The 22,220-nt window shown below is 36.3% G+C and carries 16 protein-coding genes and 1 other RNA gene; 11 read left to right on the top strand and 6 right to left on the bottom strand.

Annotated features, from left to right (window positions below):
- Positions 1-18: 18 nt before the first annotated feature.
- The 3 genes from VL047_RS05275 to VL047_RS05265 all read left to right on the top strand — a co-directional run bounded on the left by VL047_RS05275 (position 19) and on the right by VL047_RS05265 (position 2,122).
- Entirely contained in the window at positions 19-927 is a 909-nt protein-coding gene (locus VL047_RS05275; protein WP_325359052.1) for an NAD(P)/FAD-dependent oxidoreductase, read from the top strand.
- A gap of 12 nt (positions 928-939) precedes the next feature.
- A complete protein-coding gene (locus VL047_RS05270; RefSeq protein ID WP_325359051.1) occupies positions 940-1,545 on the top strand; it encodes a class I SAM-dependent methyltransferase in 606 nt (201 codons plus the stop codon).
- A 163-nt stretch (positions 1,546-1,708) separates the two neighbouring features.
- Positions 1,709-2,122, top strand: a complete 414-nt coding sequence (locus tag VL047_RS05265; protein ID WP_325359050.1) for a hypothetical protein — start codon at positions 1,709-1,711, stop codon at positions 2,120-2,122.
- Between the two features lie 74 nt (positions 2,123-2,196).
- On the opposite strand, the gene VL047_RS05260 is transcribed toward VL047_RS05265, so the two are convergent.
- The 3 genes from VL047_RS05260 to gltB form a co-directional block, all read right to left on the bottom strand.
- A complete protein-coding gene (locus VL047_RS05260) occupies positions 2,197-2,949 on the bottom strand; it encodes a DUF2249 domain-containing protein (RefSeq protein ID WP_325359049.1) in 753 nt (250 codons plus the stop codon).
- A gap of 133 nt (positions 2,950-3,082) precedes the next feature.
- A complete protein-coding gene (locus tag VL047_RS05255; RefSeq protein WP_325359048.1) occupies positions 3,083-4,546 on the bottom strand; it encodes a glutamate synthase subunit beta in 1,464 nt (487 codons plus the stop codon).
- 11 nt (positions 4,547-4,557) lie between these two features.
- The gene (gltB, locus tag VL047_RS05250) at positions 4,558-9,081 is read right to left on the bottom strand and encodes a glutamate synthase large subunit (RefSeq protein WP_325359047.1); all 4,524 of its coding nucleotides are present in this window, start codon (positions 9,079-9,081) and stop codon (positions 4,558-4,560) included.
- A gap of 301 nt (positions 9,082-9,382) precedes the next feature.
- Here gltB and ffs point away from each other — a divergent pair.
- The 8 genes from ffs to VL047_RS05210 all read left to right on the top strand — a co-directional run bounded on the left by ffs (position 9,383) and on the right by VL047_RS05210 (position 17,203).
- Positions 9,383-9,482, top strand: an RNA gene (ffs, locus tag VL047_RS05245) — signal recognition particle sRNA small type.
- Between the two features lie 102 nt (positions 9,483-9,584).
- Positions 9,585-10,244 carry a fructose-6-phosphate aldolase gene (fsa, locus tag VL047_RS05240; protein WP_325359046.1) on the top strand — a complete coding sequence of 220 codons (660 nt, stop codon included), beginning with the start codon at positions 9,585-9,587 and terminating at the stop codon, positions 10,242-10,244.
- Between the two features lie 23 nt (positions 10,245-10,267).
- Positions 10,268-11,257 (top strand): YpdA family putative bacillithiol disulfide reductase, encoded by a 990-nt coding sequence (locus tag VL047_RS05235; protein ID WP_325359045.1) that lies wholly within the window; start codon positions 10,268-10,270, stop codon positions 11,255-11,257.
- Positions 11,258-11,352: 95 nt separating this feature from the next.
- A complete protein-coding gene (locus VL047_RS05230) occupies positions 11,353-12,495 on the top strand; it encodes a 5-(carboxyamino)imidazole ribonucleotide synthase (protein ID WP_325359044.1) in 1,143 nt (380 codons plus the stop codon).
- 9 nt (positions 12,496-12,504) lie between these two features.
- Complete coding sequence (gene purE, locus VL047_RS05225) at positions 12,505-13,014, top strand: 5-(carboxyamino)imidazole ribonucleotide mutase (protein WP_325359043.1); 510 nt, start codon at positions 12,505-12,507, stop codon at positions 13,012-13,014.
- An 83-nt stretch (positions 13,015-13,097) separates the two neighbouring features.
- Positions 13,098-14,186, top strand: a complete 1,089-nt coding sequence (gene mnmA, locus VL047_RS05220) for a tRNA 2-thiouridine(34) synthase MnmA (RefSeq protein ID WP_325359042.1) — start codon at positions 13,098-13,100, stop codon at positions 14,184-14,186.
- 185 nt (positions 14,187-14,371) lie between these two features.
- Positions 14,372-16,783: a type I DNA topoisomerase gene (gene topA / locus VL047_RS05215; protein WP_325359041.1), complete on the top strand. Its 2,412-nt coding sequence runs from the start codon at positions 14,372-14,374 to the stop codon at positions 16,781-16,783.
- A gap of 15 nt (positions 16,784-16,798) precedes the next feature.
- Positions 16,799-17,203 carry a hypothetical protein gene (locus tag VL047_RS05210; protein WP_325359040.1) on the top strand — a complete coding sequence of 135 codons (405 nt, stop codon included), beginning with the start codon at positions 16,799-16,801 and terminating at the stop codon, positions 17,201-17,203.
- Between the two features lie 100 nt (positions 17,204-17,303).
- On the opposite strand, the gene VL047_RS05205 is transcribed toward VL047_RS05210, so the two are convergent.
- From VL047_RS05205 to gyrA, 3 genes are read right to left on the bottom strand one after another with little or no spacing between them, the layout of a single operon-like run.
- Positions 17,304-18,476, bottom strand: a complete 1,173-nt coding sequence (locus VL047_RS05205; RefSeq protein WP_325359039.1) for a tetratricopeptide repeat protein — start codon at positions 18,474-18,476, stop codon at positions 17,304-17,306.
- Between the two features lie 6 nt (positions 18,477-18,482).
- The gene (locus VL047_RS05200; RefSeq protein ID WP_325359038.1) at positions 18,483-19,604 is read right to left on the bottom strand and encodes a hypothetical protein; all 1,122 of its coding nucleotides are present in this window, start codon (positions 19,602-19,604) and stop codon (positions 18,483-18,485) included.
- Positions 19,605-19,609: 5 nt separating this feature from the next.
- Positions 19,610-22,162, bottom strand: a complete 2,553-nt coding sequence (gyrA, locus tag VL047_RS05195) for a DNA gyrase subunit A (RefSeq protein ID WP_325359037.1) — start codon at positions 22,160-22,162, stop codon at positions 19,610-19,612.
- Positions 22,163-22,220: the final 58 nt, after the last annotated feature.

Raw genomic sequence — 22,220 nt, 5'->3', positions numbered from 1 at the left:
ACATAAAATATAATCAATATGAAAGACAGTAAATATTTTGAAGCTATTATCATAGGTGGGAGCTACGCAGGATTATCAGCAGCAATGTCGTTAGGCCGTTCATTGCGTAAAGTTTTGATAATTGATGGTGGTCTTCCTTGCAATAGACAAACGCCACATTCGCATAATTTCTTAACGCAGGATGGAAAAACACCAAAAGAAGTTTCAACACTTGCTAAACAACAAGTTGAAAAATATGATACCATAAAATTTTATAAAGGACTTGCCACCAGTGGTACAAAAACAGAAAACGGTTTCGAAATAACAACTGATGCCAACGATAAATTTTCAACGAAGAAACTGATTTTTGCTACAGGTATAAAGGATGTAATGCCTGATATAAAAGGATTTTCTGAATGTTGGGGAATTTCGGTTATTCCTTGTCCTTATTGCCACGGTTATGAATATCGGAATCAGAATACAGGAATTATAGCAAATGGGGCTGCAGCTTTTCACCTTGCACCACTAATAAAAAATTTAACAGATAAAGTAACGATATTGACAAATGGAAAAGCTGATTTCGATTCTGAACAAATAGATAAATTAAGAGAACACAAAATAAAAGTTATAGAAACAAAAATTTCTGAGATAGAACATAATAACGGATACATACAAAATGTAGTTTTCAGTGATGGTACAAAAATGCCTTTTGATGCTGCTTATGCTTCAATTTCATTTGAACAACATTCAGACATTCCCAGCTCGCTAGGTTGTGAACAGACTGAACATGGATATATTAAAGTAGATAATTTTCAGAAAACAAACATTGAAGGTGTTTTTGCCTGTGGCGACAACTCTGCTATGATGCGATCACTTGCCAGTGCAATTTATAGTGGAAGTTTGGCCGGAGGAATGGTAAATGGCTTACTTACAGCTGACGAGTTTTAAATCAAAGCTAATATGACGGATTTTTGGGAAGAAGCATTTAAAGATAAACAGGAAATGTGGGGTTTTAAGCCCGCAAAATCGGCTGTTCTGACAAAAGACCTTTTCGTAGAGAACAAAGTAAAAACCATGCTTATTCCAGGTATTGGTTATGGACGAAATGCTCAAATTTTCAAAGATAGCGGAATGATCGTAACAGGAATTGAAATCTCACAAACTGCGATCGATTTAGGTCAAAAGCACTTTGGAAACGACTTGAAAGTTTATCATGGTTCAGTTACCGAAATGCCTTTTGACAATAATTTGTATGATGGAATATTCTGTTACGGATTGATTTATTTATTGAATAAAGAAGAAAGAGAAAAACTAATCCAAGATTGTTATAATCAACTTACCGAAAACGGCTTGATGGTTTTTACGGCAATAACAAAAGAAGCTAAAACTTATAGGCAAGGAACTTACATTAGCAAGGATAGATATGAAATGTTTGGTGGCGTAAGAATCTTCTTCTATGACAGAAAATCAATAGAAGAAGAATTTGCTAAAGCAGGACTATTTGAAATAACAGAAGTAGTTGAGAACTATCCTTTCTACATAATAAAATGTAAAAAAAAGGGATAGAAAGTTAATCGACAATTTCTATATTTATTGCAAAACTCGAAGCATGATTAAATATGTAACCTTATTTCTCTCTATAATAATCACCTTAATTGTGATTTATATTATATCGGTTTGGAAAGGAATGGATAGTTTTTTATTTGCCTGGATCTTAAATTTCATGCTGATGATAGCTGTATTTTCATTCTCACAGACCATGAAACCTAAATTAACATCCAGCTATTACGATATCAAAGATTGGGAAAAAGGAGGAAGAGTTTATGCATCTTTGGGAGTTACTCTTTTTAGAAAAATCTTGGTTTGGATTGGTTGGGAAAAGCTGCATAAGAAGGCAAATCCTGTTAAAAAAGGCCTCAATTCATTATTGCAATTAGAACATGGAACCAGGCAATCTGAATTTGGTCATTTAGTTGTATTTCTGATCGTATTGGTAGTGAATATCTTCGTTGCAATAAAATTTGGGTTTGTAAATTCATTATGGCTTTTGATTTTAAATCTAATCCTGAACTTCTATCCAATAATTTTACAGCGGTATAATAGACCACGGTTGAAGAGGATTATAAACGTGAATAGGAATTAAAGCTGTATACTTATCGAATAGAGTTTACTCTAGGATGAAATCAACAGCTTTAATTCATGATAATTTAATAAAGATTATTCTTTCGTCTTAATAACTCTTACTTTCCATTCATCAGGACCTTTTATAAGGTATTCCCATTTAAATGGGTCTTTACTTTCAGCTTCCATTTGATAATAAAGAGGCAATGGGTCATGGTCATTAATAAATTCGAAAGCTTCGCCGGGATTTATATCGGCAAAGGCTTTATAAAACATTTCATGACGTTCTGTTGGAGGGAAAGGACGTATGTCAAACTCGTTGACTACTGAGAAACCATCGTCTCCTAAGCCGCTTTTAACTTCTTTTTTGATATGAATGATGTATTCATCAGGTTCCTGCTTTTTATATATCCAAGAATGTTGTCCATCAAATTTATTTATAAAAATTCCGTGGATTTCTTTGGGATCTTCTGAAGCAATGATTTCCATTACATCACCTTGCTCCATCATGCCATAACGGTGGAATACGATTTGTTTCCATTCGTTTTCATTGGCTTTCCGAAGGTCAAGCAAGGTTGAAATATCTGTAAACTCTCTCCCTTGAGAAGCTTCGGTTCTGGTGACTTTCACTTTCCACTCTCTTCCTCCCCGATTGAGATATTCCCACTCAACGACGTCTCCATAAATAGATCGAAATTCGTAATAAAGTGGAATGGGATCATGATCGTTGATGAAAATGAAGCTCTCACCAACAGGTAGTTCTTTAAATAGCTGTATTAATTTCTTATGTCTTTCAATTGGAATAAGTACACGGACATCCAATTCTTCTGTTTGTATTTTATTATCCATAATCGTTTTGATTTTCGGCATAAAGATATAAAAGATATTTTTGTCTTTTATTCAATCATACGTCACTATACTGCAATAAAAAATCTATCCCGCTTTAAGTCAGGATAGATTTATACTTTGGAGTAATTATTATTTAGAGTACCGGGATAGCGTTTTTCGATTCAAGTTCAGACACACCCATCAAGAATTCGTCTACTTTTCTGGCACATTCTCGGCCTTCAGAAATAGCCCAAACTACTAAAGATTGTCCTCTGCGCATATCTCCAGCTACAAATACTTTATCAACGCTGGTGCTATAAACACCTTCCTGAGCTTTAACATTTCCACGTTGGTCATATTCTAATCCGAGTTGATCTAATAATCCGGAATGTTGTGGAGAAAGGAATCCCATTGCTAAAAGAACCAGTTCACAAGGTAGTTCTCTTTCAGAACCTTCTACTTCTGTAAATTTAACTGGTTTTCCATGACGATCTTTTTCCCATTCCAAATCAACTACCTTTAGTCCTTTTAGGTTGCCATTTTCATCGGCAATAAATTCCTTGGTATTAATAGACCAATAACGTTCGCAACCCTCTTCATGAGAAGAAGTAGTTTTAAGCAACATTGGGTAGGTTGGCCAAGGCATAGCTTCTGTACGGTTAGCAGGTGGTTGAAACATTAATTCAAACTGCGTAACTGATTTAGCTTTCTGACGATTAGAGGTACCGACACAATCTGAGCCGGTATCACCACCACCAATAACGATTACATTCTTTCCTGTAGCTAAAATTTCTTCATTAAGAATCGGAGACTCTCCTACTCGCTTATTCTGTTGTTTTAAGAAATCCATCGCAAAATGAATACCCTTGGCTTCTCTTCCTTTGTTTGGCAAATCGCGTGGAATGGTTGAGCCACCAGCAAGAACGACAGCATCATATTGCTTTAATTCCTTTAAGGAAACATCGATACCGACTTCAGTATTGCACTTGAAAACAACGCCTTCCTCTTCCATTATTTTCAGCTTACGATCAATAACCCATTTATCAAGTTTAAAATCAGGAATTCCATAACGAAGAAGTCCTCCTGGTTTATCATCTCTTTCAAATACAGTAACCTGATGGCCAGCTTTACTCAATTGAGCTGCAGCAGCTAAGCCTGCAGGACCAGAGCCAACAATGGCAATAGTTTTGCCTGTAGGGAATAAAACGGGACGGGCTTTTGCAAAACCTCTGGCGTAAGCAATTTCAGCGATATGTTTTTCAATAGACTCTATGCTTACCGGTGAACGGTTAATGCCTAATACGCAGGCTGACTCACATGGAGCCGGACAAATTCTACCGGTAAATTCCGGAAAGTTATTTGTTGAAGAAAGGATATCGTAAGCTTCTTCAAATTTACCTTTATAAACAGCATCATTAAAATCAGGAATAACATTTCCTAACGGGCAACCCGACTGACAAAACGGGATACCGCAATCCATACACCTGGCTGCTTCCTTATTTAATTCCTCGTCTGTAAAAGGTTTAACAAATTCTTTAGAATGTTTTAACCTTTCAGGTACTAATTCCTTTTGAGGAGATTTTCTTTCATACTCCTTAAACCCTGTTATCTTTCCCATTATTCTATGTACTAAATATTGTTAATAAGTGATTTGGCCATTAACGCTTGTTTGTATTCTTTCGGGAACACCTTTACGAAGAATGGTTTGCTATCTTGCCAATTGTTTAAGATATGATTTGCTATATCGCTGTTGGTAAGATGTATATGTTGTTTAAGCAAGGATATTATTTGTGTTTCGTCTTCGATTTCCAGTTTTTCAAGATCAACCATTTCGAGGTTACATTTGGACCTAAAAGTGCCAACAGTATCAAAGACCCACGCAACACCTCCACTCATACCAGCTGCAAAGTTTCTTCCTGTTTCTCCTAACACTAAAACTCTGCCACCTGTCATGTATTCGCAACCATGATCACCTAGTCCTTCAACTACTGCCGTTGCACCTGAATTTCTTACTGCGAAACGCTCACCAGCTTGTCCGCGAGCGAAAAGTCTTCCGGATGTAGCACCATATAAGGCTACATTTCCGATAATTATATTCTCACTTGCCTGGTAATCACTTTCTTTTCGAGGGTAGATAGTTAATTGTGCACCTGAAAGCCCTTTTCCAACATAATCATTTGCCTCGCCTTCTAATTCAAAGGATAAACCCTTGGCTGCAAAAGCACCAAAACTTTGTCCGGCATAACCATTGAATTTATAATTAATGGTATTATCAGGTAAACCTTCTGACTTATATCTTTTAGATATTTCATTCGACAATAAAGTACCTGTAGTACGGTCTGTATTTTTTAGATTGAAGCTTCCAAAAACAGGCTCTCTGGTTTCTAAGGCGTTTTCCGCTAATTTTAACAATTCCCAATCCAGAATAGTATCCATTTCATGATCCTGACCTTCAGTATGATATAGAGATTTCGGATTTGGAAGATGTGCTACGTGCAAAATATCTGAAAGATCTATACGATCTATTTTCCAGTGATGGATATTTTCTTTCCTCTTTAAGAATTGAGCTTTACCCACCATATCATTAATGGTTCTGAAACCTAAAGAAGCCATGATTTCACGAAGTTCTTCGGCAATGAAATAGAACAGGTTAACAATATCTTCTGGCTTACCGGTAAAGAGTTTACGAAGTTCAGGGTCTTGCGTTGCTACACCTACCGGGCAAGTATTTAAATGGCATTTACGCATCATGACACAGCCTCCGGCTACTAAAGCAGCAGTTGCTACTCCCCATTCTTCTGCACCTAAAAGTGTGGCTACTGCAATATCTCTGGCAGTTTTCATTTGTCCGTCGGCTTGCAATACAACTCGGCTCCTTAATTGGTTTTTAACCAATGTTTGATGAGCTTCTGCCAGTCCTAGCTCCCATGGCAAACCTGCATGTTTAATAGAACTTACTGGAGAGGCACCTGTACCACCATCATATCCTGCAATTAGAATAACATCCGCATGCGCTTTTGCAACTCCGGCAGCAATGGTTCCAACACCTGCTTTAGATACTAGTTTAACATTGATTCTAGATGCTCTATTCGCATTTTTCAAATCAAATATCAATTGTTTTAGATCTTCAATTGAATAAATATCATGGTGTGGTGGAGGGGAAATCAATCCTACTCCTGGTGTAGCATGTCGAACGCGGGCAATCCAATCATCAACTTTATGGCCGGGTAATTGTCCTCCTTCACCAGGTTTAGCACCTTGTGCCATTTTTATTTGTAATTCATCTGCCTCACTTAGATAATAAGAAGTAACGCCAAAACGTGCTGAAGCAATCTGTTTGATTGCAGAGCGCATGGAATCTCCATTCTCTAAAGGCTGATATCTAATTTCATCTTCTCCACCTTCGCCGGTATTACTTTTTCCACCAATTCTGTTCATGGCTATGGCTAAAGTACTATGGGCTTCATGTGATATGGAACCAAAAGACATAGCGCCGGTTGCAAAACGTTTTAGAATATTTTCCGCAGGCTCAACCTCTGCTAAAGGTACAGCAGGACGATGGTATGCAAAATCTAAAACATTACGCAGTGTAAAGTATTTATCTGTTTGTTTACTTATTAAATCTGAATATTGTCTGTAAACATCGAAATCGTTTGTACGACAGGCTCTTTGAAGCAAGTGAACCGTTTCTGGGTTAAATAAATGAGATTCTCCCCTCTTTCTCCATGCATAGAGTCCTCCTTCTGGCAGCAAATTGCTAGTAGATCTACTACTACTTGCAAAACCTCTTCTATGTTTAATGATAACTTCTTTTGCAATTTCATCTAGACCCAAGCCTCCGATTCTTGATACCGCGCCGCAGAAATAGTTATCGACTACGTCGTTATTGATTCCTAATATCTCGAAAGACTGCGCTCCGTGATAAGATTGTAAAGTTGATATTCCCATTTTAGAGAATATCTTTAACAAACCAGCACAGATTGATTTCACATAGTTCTTTCTAAGCTCAGGCCATGTTAATTCAGTAGTTATAGTTCCTTGTTCTTTTAAAGTACGGATAGACGCAAGCGCTAAATAAGGGTTGATGGCTGTAGCACCAAAAGCTAATAAACAAGCAAAATGATGAACTTCCCACACATCTCCCGCCTCTACTACCAGTCCTACAGAACCACGATGTCCGGTTTTTATTAGATGGTGGTGAACCGCAGATACTGCTAATAATGAAGGAATGGCTGCATGTTGTGAATCAATTGCCCTATCACTTAAGATAATAACCTCAAATCCATCATTTACAGCATCTTCTGCATATTTACACAAACGATCTAGTCCAGCTTGTAAAGCTCCTGGTTTATCTTCTGCTTTAAAGTAAGTTTGTAAACTTTTAGCTTGAAATACACCTGTATCAATACTTCGTAATTTCTCTAATTCTTTGCTTGTTAGAACAGGATGCTCTAAAGCCACACAGTGGCAGTGCATTTTATTCTCATCAATAATATTACCCCCATTACCGATAAAAGTAGCGAGGCTCATTACCAATTTTTCTCGGATAGGATCGATTGGTGGATTAGTTACCTGTGCAAAGTATTGTTTAAAATAGCTTGATATATGTTGTGCCTGACTAGAAAGGACTGCCAAAGGCACATCGGTTCCCATGGAGCCGATTGGTTCTTTTCCGTCGAGAGCCATGGGTGTTAAAATATCCTCAACATCTTCCCTTGAATAACCAAAGGCTTGCTGGTACCGAAAAACTGACTCTTTTGCTAAATAGGTAAAAGTAACACGGGGTTCTGCAAGGTCGTCTAATCGGATTTTATATTGATTTAACCAATCTCCATAAGGTTGTTGGTTAGCAAGTTCGTTTTTAACCTCTTCATCACTAATAACTTCTCCCTTTTCCATATCAACCAAGAATATTTTTCCTGGCTGTAAACGTCCCTTTTTGATAACTAATTTCTCATCTAAAGGTAGTGCACCTGTTTCTGATGCAACAATTACGCGATCATCTTTTGTGATTGAATATCGTAAAGGACGTAAACCATTTCTATCTAACATGGCACCGATCATTTTACCATTTGTGAAACACAAAGCAGCCGGTCCGTCCCAAGGTTCAATTAAAGTTGCATGGAATTCATAAAAAGCTTTCTTCTTAGCCTCCATTTGATCGTTTCCATCCCAAGCTTCCGGAACCATCATTAACATTACGTGTGGCAATGTCCGCCCGCAATGCATTAAAAGTTCTGCAACGTTATCTAAACAGGCTGAATCTGACTGACCTTTATCAATGATTGGCAAAAGTATCTCCATCTCTTCTTTCGTAAAAAAGGGAGATGCTAATGATCTCATGCGAGCATAAAACCAGTTTAAATTACCTGTTAACGTATTTATCTCTCCATTATGAGCTACAAAACGAAAAGGTTGTGCAAGCTTCCATGAAGGAAAAGTATTAGTTGAAAAGCGTGAATGGACTAAACCGAATGCTGAAACTACTCTTGGATCGCTGATATCCGGATAATAATCACGCACTTGAGCAGTTGTTAATTGGCCTTTATATACAATGGTTTCACAAGATAAGGAGCTAACATAAAATTGCTCCTGAATTGCTTGCTCTGTCTTTTTGATTTCCTGAACAATTAATCTTCGTAATACGAAAAGCTTACGTTCAAAATCTTCGTTGTTTTTTATTTCTGATGGTCTTTCTACAAAAAACTGAACAACTGCAGGTTCTACACTTAATGCAGTTTTACCTAAACCGCTGGAATTAACAGGAACATCACGGTATCCTAAGAATTTAAAACCTCGGTCTTGAGCTGCCTTTTCGATAATTGACCTGCAAATATCATTGCCCTTTTCCGCTTTTGGCAAAAATGCCATACCTACACCATAATGCCCCGGTTCTTTTAATAAGATGTCTAACGCGATACATTCTTCCCAGAAAAATTGATGAGGGATTTGGAACATAATACCTGCTCCGTCTCCACTATCTGGATCACATCCGCAAGCTCCGCGATGCTCCATATTTTCTAACATTATCAATGCATCCATAACTTGCTGATGCGATTTTTCTCCTTTTACATGTGCAACGAAACCAACTCCACATGCATCATGTTCAAATTCAGGACGATATAACCCGTTTGACTGCGCTTCTTTATTCATTTTCTTATTTAATAGAACCTATTGAATTGTTTTGCTAAATTAATATTATTTCTGATAAATATTATCTTTTCCATAATATTTATTTACTTTCTTTAAAGAAAACTCATATAAAGTTGAATATAATATCTTTTTGGCAAAACGAACATTAAGGATTTAACAAAATATTAGCTTGAGATCTCTTAGGTATGGTAGCAGATTTGGAAAGTATGAGATAATAAAATTAAGGTCAAGTAAATCAATCATATAACGATTAGGACGCATATTTTTATACTTATGTCACATTTTTTCTTACTTTTGTGGTGGGTAAGTCTTTTACGACCAGCTCCCTTTGAACTCCCCCAGGGCGGGAACGCAGCAAGGGTAAAAGGTTGTAGCGGTGCGATAAAAGGGGCTTGCCCATTTTTTGTTTCTTTTCTTTCAGAATAAGAGACCTAGGTTTACAGAAACCTGAATAATATTGGCTAAATTTGTCTGTATTATTTAACAACTCACATATCAATCACATGAAATTTTTTATTGATACTGCCAATCTTGCTCAAATTAAAGAAGCTCAAGATTTAGGCGTTCTAGACGGTGTAACCACCAATCCAAGTTTAATGGCCAAAGAAGGCATTAGTGGTGAACAAAACGTTATTAATCACTATAAAGCTATTTGTGAAATCGTAGACGGAGATGTAAGCGCGGAAGTTATTTCTACAGATTTCGAGAATATCATCAAAGAAGGTGAAGCCTTAGCAAAATTAGATGATAAAATCGTTGTTAAAGTTCCAATGATTAAAGATGGAATAAAAGCTTTGAAATACTTTTCTTCAAAAGGAATTAAAACAAATTGTACATTAGTATTCACTGCTGGCCAAGCTTTATTAGCAGCTAAAGCCGGAGCAACTTACGTTTCTCCATTCATTGGAAGATTGGACGATATTTCAACTGATGGTTTATCATTGATTGAAGACATTCGGTTAATTTTTGACAACTACGGATACGAAACTCAAATACTTGCTGCATCAATTAGAAACAGTACACATATTTTAGGATGTGCAAAAATTGGAGCAGATGTAATGACTGGTCCTCTATCAGCCATTCTTTCTTTATTAAAACACCCTTTAACAGATAGCGGTTTAGCTCAATTCTTAGCTGACCATGCGAAAGCAGCTGGAAAATAATCTGAATCTTTTTGATTGCTATTATGCAAATTGAAAAAATTATTGATTTAATTATCATTGGAGGTGGCCCCATAGGACTTGCCTGTGGGATTGCCGCCAAAAATGCGGGACTATCCTATTTAATTATAGAGAAAGGTTGCTTAACCAATTCGCTTTATAATTATCCACAAGGAATGACTTTCTTTTCTACTGCAGAGCGTTTAGAGATTGGAAATTTACCCTTTGTGAGTATTAATCCTAAACCTAAGCGAGCAGAGGCTTTAGAATATTACAGGAGAGTTTCGCTTTCCTATGAATTGAATATCCACCTTTTTGAAGCCGTAAAGAATGTTGTAAAAGAAGATGGCTTCTTTAATGTAGAAACTTCGAAAAGCAATTATAGTGCACGAAACATCATTGTCGCGACAGGATTCTACGATATTCCGATGTTAATGGATATCCCTGGTGAAAACCTACCAAAAGTTTTTCATTATTACCAAGAACCTCATTATTTTTCTAATCAGAATGTAGTTGTAGTTGGAGCGAGCAATTCTTCAGTAGATGCCGCTCTTGAAACCTTTAGAAAAGGAGCAAATGTTACCTTAATTGCAAGAGGTCCGGGAATCGGTGAGCGTGTAAAATATTGGGTTAAGCCTGATATTGAAAATCGGATTGCAGCAGGCGAAATAAAAGCTTATTTCTCAAGCAATTTATTAGAGGTCAGAGAATCTGAAGTAGATATAGAAACTCCGGATGGTATAAAAACAATTCCTAATGACTTTGTTTTAGCTTTAACAGGTTATCAACCCAATTTTGAATTCCTTAATAATATAGGAATAGAACTTGACCAAAAGAACATGAGAATGCCTCATTATAATGAAACTACCATGGAAACCAATATTGAGGGGATTTATTTAGCAGGGGTAGTTTGTGGTGGATTAAATACTCACTCGTGGTTTATTGAGAATTCAAGAGTTCATGCCGATCAAATAATTGAAGCAATTACTGCAAAAGGCACAAAGCAAAAGGTGTAAAAACGAAACCTTATGTTTATAAATAGAGTTTAGTTTTTAAATAAATCATTTAACTTTACAGAAATATAAATATAGATTGGCCCTAGGCTAAAGTTATGGCAAAAGAATTTTACAGCGATTTAAGATTAGGTATTTTAGGTGGTGGACAATTGGGACGGATGCTTATTCAAGAAGCAATCAATTTTAATGCAAGTATATCGGTGCTTGATCCGGATGAAAATGCTCCTTGTAAGAATCTTTGTGATCACTTTGAAGTAGGAGCATTAAATGATTTCGATACGGTTTATAAATTTGGAAAACGAGTTGACCTGCTGACTATTGAAATTGAGAAAGTAAATGTTGATGCCTTAGAAAAACTTGAGGAAGAAGGTGTAATTGTATATCCTCAAGCGCGTATTATCAGGTTAATTCAGGATAAAGGTTTACAAAAAGAATTCTTTAAACAGAATGATATTCCAACTGCTCCGTTTCAATTAATTTCTTCAAGAGATAATTTAAAAAGTGCGAAGCTTAAACTTCCTTATATTCAAAAATTAAGAAAGGATGGTTATGATGGTCGTGGTGTAATGAAGATTACAAACGAAAATGATGTATTAAATGCTTTTGAAGCTCCAAGTTTAATCGAGAAGTGGGTTGATTTTGAGATGGAAATCGGTGTAATTGTTGCAAGAAATCAAAATGAAGAAGTAAAAGCCTTTCCTTGCGTCGAGATGGAGTTCAATCCAGATGTTAATTTGGTGGAATACTTAATCTCTCCTTCTCTCCTACCTCACGACATTCAACAAAAGGCAGAATCGTTGGCCATTAAGATTGCTGAAGATCTTCAGATCGTTGGCTTGCTGGCTGTAGAAATGTTTTTGACTAAGGACGGCGAGATCCTTGTCAATGAACTTGCTCCCCGCCCACATAATAGCGGACATCAAAGTATTGAAGGCAACATTACTTCGCAATTTGCTCAACATTTAAGAGCCATATTCAATCTTCCATTAGGAGATACACAATGTAGAACGAATGCTGTAATGATTAACTTGCTCGGAGAACCTGACTTCCAAGGCTTAGCTCAGTATGTTGGTTTGGAGAAAGTATTAGAAAAGGAAGGTGTATATATTCACCTTTATGGTAAAAAATACACAAAACCATTTAGAAAAATGGGACATGTGACGATTGTTAATGATGATCGTGCAAAGGCTATAGAAACAGCTAGATCTGTTCAGGATATTTTAAAAGTTATTGCTTAAACTAAATATATGTCAAATCATCAACTTGCAGAAGTGGCTATTATCATGGGAAGTCAATCAGATTTACCGATTATGAAAGATGCCGCAGAAATTTTAAAGACCTTAGGAGTGAGATTTGAATTAACAATAGTCTCAGCACATAGAACCCCGGATAGACTCTTTGAATTTTCCAGGAGTGCTTCTTCTAAAGGATTAAAGGTAATTATTGCAGGTGCAGGTGGCGCAGCTCACTTGCCTGGCATGGTTGCTTCATTAACTCATTTACCAGTTATTGGTGTTCCTGTAAAATCATCGAACTCAATTGATGGTTGGGACTCTGTTCTCTCTATTTTACAAATGCCAAATGGAATTCCTGTTGCAACAGTTGCTTTAAATGCTGCAAAAAATGCGGGTATTTTGGCTGCTCAAATATTAGCAACCAACAATGAGGAATTAACACAAAATCTTATAAACTACAAAGAAGAATTAAAGAAAAAGGTGGAAGAGAGTGCTGATGATGTAGAGAAAATGAACTTCTAATATCTGCATTTTTACTTTCATTTGAATTAACATAAATCCATTCTATATATTTTGCCTTACCTTTGCAGCTTCAATATATTGATATGAGTAAACGCGGAAGAGTATTAGTGGCAATGAGTGGCGGAGTTGATAGTTCTGTAGCTGCCGTTATGCTTCATGAACAAGGCTATGAGGTTATTGGCCTAACAATGAAAACCTGGGATTATGCTTCAGCAGGCGGATCCTCCAAAGAGACAGGATGCTGTAGTTTAGATAGTATAAATGATGCGCGGGCCTTAGCTGTAGCTTATGGCTTTCCACATTATATCTTAGATATCAGAGATGAGTTCTCAGGATTTGTAATCGATAATTTTGTTGAAGAGTATATTGCCGGAAGAACGCCTAATCCTTGCGTTTTATGCAATACCCACATTAAATGGGAAGCTCTTTTGAAACGTGCAAATCACCTTGATTGTGAATTTATTGCAACAGGGCATTATGCTAACATTAGATTGCAGGATAGCGGTCGCTATGTAGTTTCAAAGGGTAAAGACGAAAACAAAGATCAATCATATGTACTTTGGGGAGTGTCGCAAGAGAATCTTGCTCGTACACGTTTCCCACTTGGAACTTATAGCAAACCGGAAATCCGTCAAATGGCGAATGACATGGGACAACGTGAACTAGCCAATAAATCAGAAAGCTATGAAATATGCTTTGTGCCAAATAATGATTATCGTTCATTTTTACGCCACAGGGTCGAAGATTTAGACGAGCGGGTTGGAGCAGGGAATTTTGTATTAAGTGATGGGTCGATTGTTGGAAAACATGAAGGTTACCCTTATTATACTATTGGACAAAGAAAAGGACTGGGTATTGCTTTGGGAAGACCTGTATTCGTTATTAAAATTATTCCTGAAACCAATACGGTTGTTTTAGGTGATGAAATTGAATTACAGAAATCTTTCGCCGTTGTGAAAAACATCAACCTGATCAAATATGAATCTTTTGATGCTCCATTTGAGGCTGTAACTAAAGTACGGTATAAGGATGCAGGAATGCTTAGCACAATCGAGCAAGACGGTACTTCGATGAAAGTTGAATTCCACCATGCGGTTAAGGGAATTGCACCAGGTCAATCTGCTGTTTTTTATGAAGGAGACGACTTACTTGGAGGTGGTTTCTTAGCTTAACTAAATGATTTTTCAATCATTTAGAATCTTATAAATTAACAAACCAAGGTAAATTTAACGCCTTGGTTTTTTCATTTCATATATTCAATAAAAAGGGTGATTTTACAATATTCAATAAATTAAATATTGACATAGGCTTGAATATCCCTTTTTAATTGACTTTATTTGCAAAAATCAAGTTATTAATGGCAAAGAATTTACTTATCGTTGAGTCTCCAGCAAAAGCGAAAACAATAGAAGGATATTTAGGAAAAGATTTTTTAGTTAAATCCAGTTACGGACATATTCGCGATCTAGTAAAAACAGACGAGGCAATCGATACAGCAAATAATTTCGCACAAAAATATGAAGTTCCCGCAGATAAAAAAGCAGTAGTTAGTGAACTTAAAAAGCTAGCAAAAGCTTCAGAAACTGTTTGGCTAGCATCAGATGAGGACCGTGAAGGAGAAGCTATTTCCTGGCATCTATTCGAAACACTGGGCTTAGATGAAAACAAGACGAAGAGAATAGTTTTTCATGAAATAACAAAGCCCGCCATCTTAAAAGCCATCGAGAACCCTCGTAAAATCGACTATAATTTAGTAAATGCACAGCAAGCAAGACGTGTGTTGGATAGACTAGTTGGCTTTGAACTTTCACCTGTTCTTTGGAAGAAAGTAAAACCATCACTATCTGCCGGAAGAGTTCAGTCAGTTGCTGTACGCCTATTAGTGGATCGTGAAAGAGAGTATAATAGTTTTAAACCGGTTGCTTCTTTCAAAGTAGTTGCAATATTTTATACCGACAATAAAAAAGAACTTTTTAAAGCAGAACTACCTAAACGTTTCCAAAAAGTTAAAGAAGCAGAGGATTTCTTAAGAGACTGTATAGCAGCAGAATTTAAAATAAAATCTTTAGAAACTAAACCTGGAAAACGTACTCCTTCTGCACCATTTACTACTTCTACGCTACAACAGGAAGCAAGTAGGAAATTAGGATATTCTGTTGGGCGGACAATGAGCCTGGCACAACGTTTATACGAGGCTGGTTATATATCTTACATGCGTACTGACTCAGTAAATTTAAGCCAAACGGCTTTAGATGCTGCAGAAAAAGAAATCAGAAATGCTTATGGAGATAAATACCATAAACCTCGTCAATATAAAACAAAATCATCTGGAGCTCAAGAAGCTCACGAAGCCATACGACCTACTAATTTCACAAACCATAGTATAAGCGGAGATTCTGCAGAACGAAAACTGTATGAATTAATATGGAAACGCGCGATTGCATCTCAGATGAGTGAAGCAGAATTTGAGAAAACAACTGCCAAGATATCCATCTCCTCCCGTTCGGAAGAATTAACGGCAAGCGGAGAAGTAATGAAATTTGATGGTTTTCTAAAGGTATATTTTGAATCAACAGATGAAGAAGCAGAAGTTCAATTAGATGATAGTAGTGATAATGCACTTCTTCCACCGTTAAAAACAGGACAAATCGTTTCCTTAAAGGAAATGAATGCGACTGAACGCTACAGCCGTCCGCCATCCCGTTATACTGAAGCAAGCTTAGTGAAGAAAATGGAAGAACTTGGAATTGGTCGTCCTTCAACTTATGCTCCAACCATATCAACTATACAAAACAGAGGCTACGTAGTAAAGGAGGACCGGGAAGGAAAAGCAAGAAATTATCAAGTCCTATCTTTAGCGGAAGGCAAAATCACATCACTCATCAAGTCAGAAAATACAGGTGCAGAACGAAACAAACTGTTTCCAACTGATATTGGAATTATGGTAAATGATTTCTTAGTAGAACATTTTGTAGATATCGTTGATTTTAACTTCACAGCAACTGTTGAAAAAGAATTTGATGAAATTGCACATGGTTTAAAAGACTGGACAGCCATGTTAAAGGACTTTTACGGACCTTTCCACACCGATGTTGAGAATACTCTTGAAACAGCAGAGAGAGCTAGCCATGAACGAGAATTAGGCACAGACGAAGCAAGTGGAAAAAAGATTATTGTACGGGTTGGTCGTTTCGGCCCATTGGTTCAAATAGGCTCTAGCGAAGATGAAGAAAAACCACGATTCGCTAGCTTAAGACAAGGACAGATGATTGAAACCATTACATTGGAAGAAGCATTGGAACTGTTTAGGCTTCCTAAAACCGTTGGTGTATTTGAAGATAAAGACATGACAGTGGCAATAGGGAGATTTGGTCCTTATATTCGTCATGACGGATCATTTTATTCTTTACCTAAAGATGTTGACCCACATAAAGTTGAGGAAACAGAGGCTATCGAGATTATTAAAATAAAACGTCAAAAAGATATTGATAAAATAATCAAAACATTTGAGGAAGATCCTGATGTTCGTATAGAAAACGGTCGATGGGGTCCTTTTATTAGATATGGTAAATTAAATATTAAGATACCTAAGGATAAGACACCTGAAGATCTGAGTTTCGAGGAAATCAAGAAGCTTGCAGATGATCAGCCTGTCCCTAAAAAATCTTTTAAAGGCGCTAAAGCTACTGCAACAACAGCAACCAAGAAGAAAACTGCTGCTAAAAAGAAACCAGCTGCTAAAAAAGCAGCTCCAAAAGCAAAAAAGTAAAGTTCCGCTATTTTAATGAAAAGAGATTTACCAAAAAATATAGTTGAAGATATAGGAATAGCCATTGTACTGGAAGGTGAAACACCTGAAAGCAAGTTATGGTATGTTTATATCATTAACAGGAAAAAAGAAACTATTAATAATGTTCTTATAAGTGCCCGAGGATATGACTATACAGATGGTAAGGATATTCAAACTACCACATTAAGACATTTCATTGGTGACATTAGTGGAAGTTCTTATGCTAAAATAGAACCTATTGATGAAGCCTTATTTGGCTTGACAAATGAATATTGGCTTAGCTATTATATCAATGGGACAATTTACGACAAGAAATTTATATTCCTGCCCGAAAGTGTTGTCGATTCTAATTTCGTTAGAATACCTATTCTCAACAAACCCGGTGTCTTGATTGGTTAATATTTAGTAATGCGGTATTATAGAGAAACTCACATTTCATAATAAACAAGAATGGCTGGAAATTTCCAGCCATTCTTGTTTATTATGAAATGTATAAAAACTAAAGTGTTTTTATTTTTTCTTCTATTTCTGCTACTTTCTCAGCATTCTCTTTTATCTGATAATAAGTCTTCAAATTTTGCCATGCTATTGAGTGAGTTGGAGCAACCTCTGTCGCTTTTTCTAAATAAGGGAATGCTTCTTCAATTAGTTCATTTCCTCTTTTAGCACTTTCGTTATATTCTTTTTGTTGATTTGCAGGTAATTTGCTTGCTTCTCTAAACACGTTAATCCCTTGATCTAATAACATTACACCTAAATTAATGTATGCATCAGCAAAGGCAGGATCTAATTCAACAGCTTTCAAGTAAGCAGCTTTAGCCGCCTCTTCGTCCTTATTAGAACTCAATGCTATTCCATAATAGTATTGCAATCTTGCATCAGTCGGGTTCTTTTCAATTTGATCTGCAATACTTGAAATTAACTTTTCACCATTACCAGCTTGAAGATTCAGTTCAATATTTTGAGTAGCCAATTGTTGATTATCTGGAAATTTAACTACTCCTTCTTCAGCATATTTAATGGCAGATACAGTGTCTTTCGACATCATATACAAACGAGACAGATCAAGATAGATCTGAGACAAATTAGAAAAATCATCATGACCTAATAATAATTTATATTTATCTATAGCGTTTGGATAGTCCTTTGCATTAATTGCTGCTAAACCTGCATAATAGCTAAACAAGGTATCTCCAGGCATATGCTGAAGTCCTTTATCAAACGCCTGGTAGGCAGAAGCGTAATCTTGAACTTCAAAAGCTTTAACTCCACTTTCCAACTCAACTTGAGCTAAATTTCTAGAAGCTGCTGCAAAATTTTGTTCTTGTTCTGCACTTCCTTCTGCTGCTTTAGCTTTTGTCAATGCATCAATAGCCTTTTGTTTGTAATCTGCAGCTGTTGAGGTTGTATCTAAAAGAGCATAGTCTGAATATACAAGAGCTAAGTAAGTCCAAGTCTGTGATAGATTAGATGTTTTGTCATTTGCAGAAGCCTTCTCTAAAGAAGTTTTTGCACTTTCAAGATCCTTTATACCCAAAGCTGGTGTACCAATTTGTTTAACCTGGTTAAACTTTTCGTAGCTAGCCACACCTCTTTTTAATTCTCCTGTCTGTGCAAATACACCGATAGAATAAAATATAGCGGCCAATAATAAAAGTGATTTGATTTTCATTTCGGTTTAATTGAATGTATTTTGATTTAATTGATTTTTTACTCGTTCATATTGTATTGTATCAGCCGACTTCTCATATAACACTGCCAACGATTTTAAGGCATTTACAGAATTAGGATCAATTTCATTTGCTTTCAACAAGTATTTCTCTGCTAATTGATAGCTTTCTTCCTTTGTAGTGTCATTCATATACTCCCTTAAAAAAAGCAACCCTAGTTCGTAATTTCCGTTATAATTATTATCATCTAATTTTATAACAGTTTCATAATATTGTGCTGCTAATTTACGATTTCCGGTAATTTCATAAGCATAGCCAGCTAAATAATTTAACTTAATATTTTCCGGGTCCAATTCATGTGCTAAATTGATTAAAGGAATAACAGCATCATAGGAACCATTATCTGCATAAATATTAATTGCTTGAAATAGAATATCTTTATTTTTTGGAAAAGCATCAAGACCATCTAAAAGCGTACTTAGTTGTTTGTTTGGATTACCAGCTTTTGAGTATAAATCAGCCAAAATCAAAAAATTATCAGGCTGTATTTTATTCAGAGTTTTTAAATATTCCTCATAATAATTAACTGCTTCCTGAGGCTTATCAAGACGAGAACTTAGAACAGATAAATTATGCTTTACATTAATACCACTTTTATCAAAAGTATCAACCTCCTTAAAGTTTTTGAATGCATCTTCTAACTTGTTATTATTCAAGGCTCTTTTGCCTAAAATTAAATAAGCATTTGACAACTTTCGGTAAATATAAATTATCTGTGCCTCGTTCTCATAATTTAACTGATCATCATTCAGTTTTGATAGCGCATACTTAGCTTCATCAATCGGATCTTTAGTATACTTTAATTTCCTGTTTGAATCAGCAACAGCCAAACTACTATAAACTAAGGCACGTAAAAGATTATTTTTGTAAGCTATAGAATCTCTATGATCTTTATAAGCGTTATCCGAAAATTTTCTTGCCTTTTCCAGAAGCGCAAAGTCTCCTGACTTTGTATACATTGCAAAGTTATTGCTTCCTTCTTTTTCATCTGATTGCGCATAAACCGCTCCCTGACAAACAAAAAGCAATAAGAAAACAAGAAAGAAATTAGTTTTTACTTTAAACAACATATTAATTAATCATTATCTGATATATTCGATTCATCATTCGCTTCATTTTCGTCAACCTGTGGATTATCCTCTACATCTTCCTCTTCGTCACGTACTACTTTTGCAACCGAAGCAATCTGATCATCCTTCTTTAAGTTGATTAGTTTAACTCCTTGTGTTGCACGTCCCATAACACGAAGCTCATTTACAGAAATACGGATAACAATGCTTGATTTGTTAATTATCATTAAATCATCCTGATCAGTAACATCCTTTATCGCTATCAGATCGCCTGTTTTCTCGGTTATGCTAATGGTTTTTACACCCTTACCACCCCTATTTGTTATACGATAATCTTCCAATTCAGTACGTTTTCCATAACCATTCTCTGATACAACCAAGATCGTACTTGAAGAATCATTAACACTAACCATACCAACTACTTCGTCATTCTCATGAGCAAGTGTAATTCCACGTACACCAGTAGCAGTTCTTCCCATTGGACGAACATTCGATTCATTAAAACGTATTGCTCTGCCTGAACGTAATGCAATTACTATTTCACTCTCACCACTGGTCAGATTAGCTTCTAATAATTGATCACCTTCATTAATATTAATTGCATTAATTCCATTTGCCCGAGGACGAGAATAGGCCTCTAAAGAAGTTTTCTTTATTGTTCCTTTCTTAGTACACATTATAATGAAATTGTTTTCCAGATACTCCTGATCCTTCAAATTCTTCACTTTGATATAAGCCTTAACCTTCTCTTCTTTCGGTATATTAATAATATTCTGTAAAGCTCTACCTCTTGATACTCTCGACCCTTCGGGAATCTCAAAAGCTCTCAACCAGAAACAACGTCCGGCCTCTGTAAAGAACAGTAGATAGTTATGCGCTGTAGCAGAGATAATATGTTCTGTGAAATCATTATCCTTTGTATTCGAACCCAAAGCACCTTTTCCACCTCTTCCTTGAATACGGTATTCTGTTAAAGGTGTTCTTTTAACATATCCATCATGAGATATTGTAATAACAATTTCCTCATCATCGACAAAGTCTTCCATACTCATATCACCCGCAGAATGAACAATTTTAGAACGTCGTTCATCTCCATACTTCTCTTTAACCTCAAGAAGCTCGTCCTTTATAATTTGCATACGAAGTGCTTCGTCTGCTAAAATAGACTTCAGGTAATCAATCGTCTTCATTAACTCAGCATATTCTTCTTTGATTTTATCACGCTCTAAACCCGTTAAGCGACGAAGAGTCATATCCAATATGGCTCGGGATTGAATATCAGAGAGACCAAATTTTTCCATCAAACCAGTACGTGCCTCTTCAGGAGTACTGGAAGCTCGGATTAATTTAATAACCTCTTCAATATGGTCTAATGCGATTAATAATCCTTCTAAAATATGTGCACGCTTTTCAGCTTCCGACAGTTCAAACTTAGTTCGACGAACAATTACTTCATGTCTATGTTCTACAAAATAATGGATTAAGTCTTTTAAATTCAACAAGACCGGTCTACCATTGACCAATGCAATGTTGTTTACACTAAATGAGGTTTGTAAGGCTGTATATTTAAACAGATTGTTCAATACTACAGACGCATTTGCATCACGTTTAATATCATAAACAATCCGCATACCGTCTCGATCTGACTCATCACGAATTGAAGATATACCCTCTATTTTCTTCTCATTAACCAATTCAGCTGTACGCTCAATCATGGTTGCTTTATTCACCTGATAGGGAATCTCGGTTACTATAATTTGTTCTTTATCATTTTTAGCAACTTCTATTTCGGCTTTTGCACGCATAATTACACTACCCCGGCCTGTTTCAAAAGCACTCTGAAGTCCAGAATATCCATAAATAATACCGCCTGTAGGGAAGTCAGGACCTTTAATATACTGCATTAATTCAGGAATTGTAACATCACGATTTTCTATATAAGCTATCGTGCCGTCAATAACTTCCGATAAGTTATGAGGAGCCATATTTGTAGCCATACCTACAGCAATTCCAGAAGCTCCATTAACTAAGAGATTGGGTATGCGAGTTGGCAGAACCGTAGGCTCGTGCAATGTATCATCAAAATTTAACTGAAAATCAACAGTATCCTTAGCAATATCGCTTAACATATCCTCAGCGATTTTCTTCAACCGAGCTTCTGTATAACGCATTGCAGCTGGCGAGTCTCCATCGACAGATCCAAAGTTACCCTGTCCATCAACCAAGATATAGCGCATGCTCCATTCCTGGGCCATTCTCACCATTGTACCGTAAACAGAGGAATCTCCATGTGGATGGTATTTACCTAAAACATCCCCGACTATACGTGCTGATTTTTTATGTGGCTTGCTGCTTGTGACGCCCAAATCTAACATGCCATATAAAACACGCCTATGCACTGGCTTTAATCCATCGCGCACATCAGGCAATGCTCGTGAAACAATAACCGACATTGAGTAATCAATGTACGATGACTTCATTTCATCTTCAATATTAATCTGGATTATACGATCGTTAGCTGGTACTAAATTGTTTTCATTTTCTGTTTCGTCAGCCATAAGAATTTAGTTCATTTTAAACTACACATTCAAAAATTTGAACGCATGCGAAGTTAGC

The sequence above is a fragment of the Albibacterium sp. genome, from assembly GCF_035514885.1.
In the GTDB taxonomy this organism is placed as follows: domain Bacteria; phylum Bacteroidota; class Bacteroidia; order Sphingobacteriales; family Sphingobacteriaceae; genus Albibacterium.
Note: the sequence above shows the minus strand (reverse complement) of the source record. Positions and strands in the feature narration are given on the sequence as shown.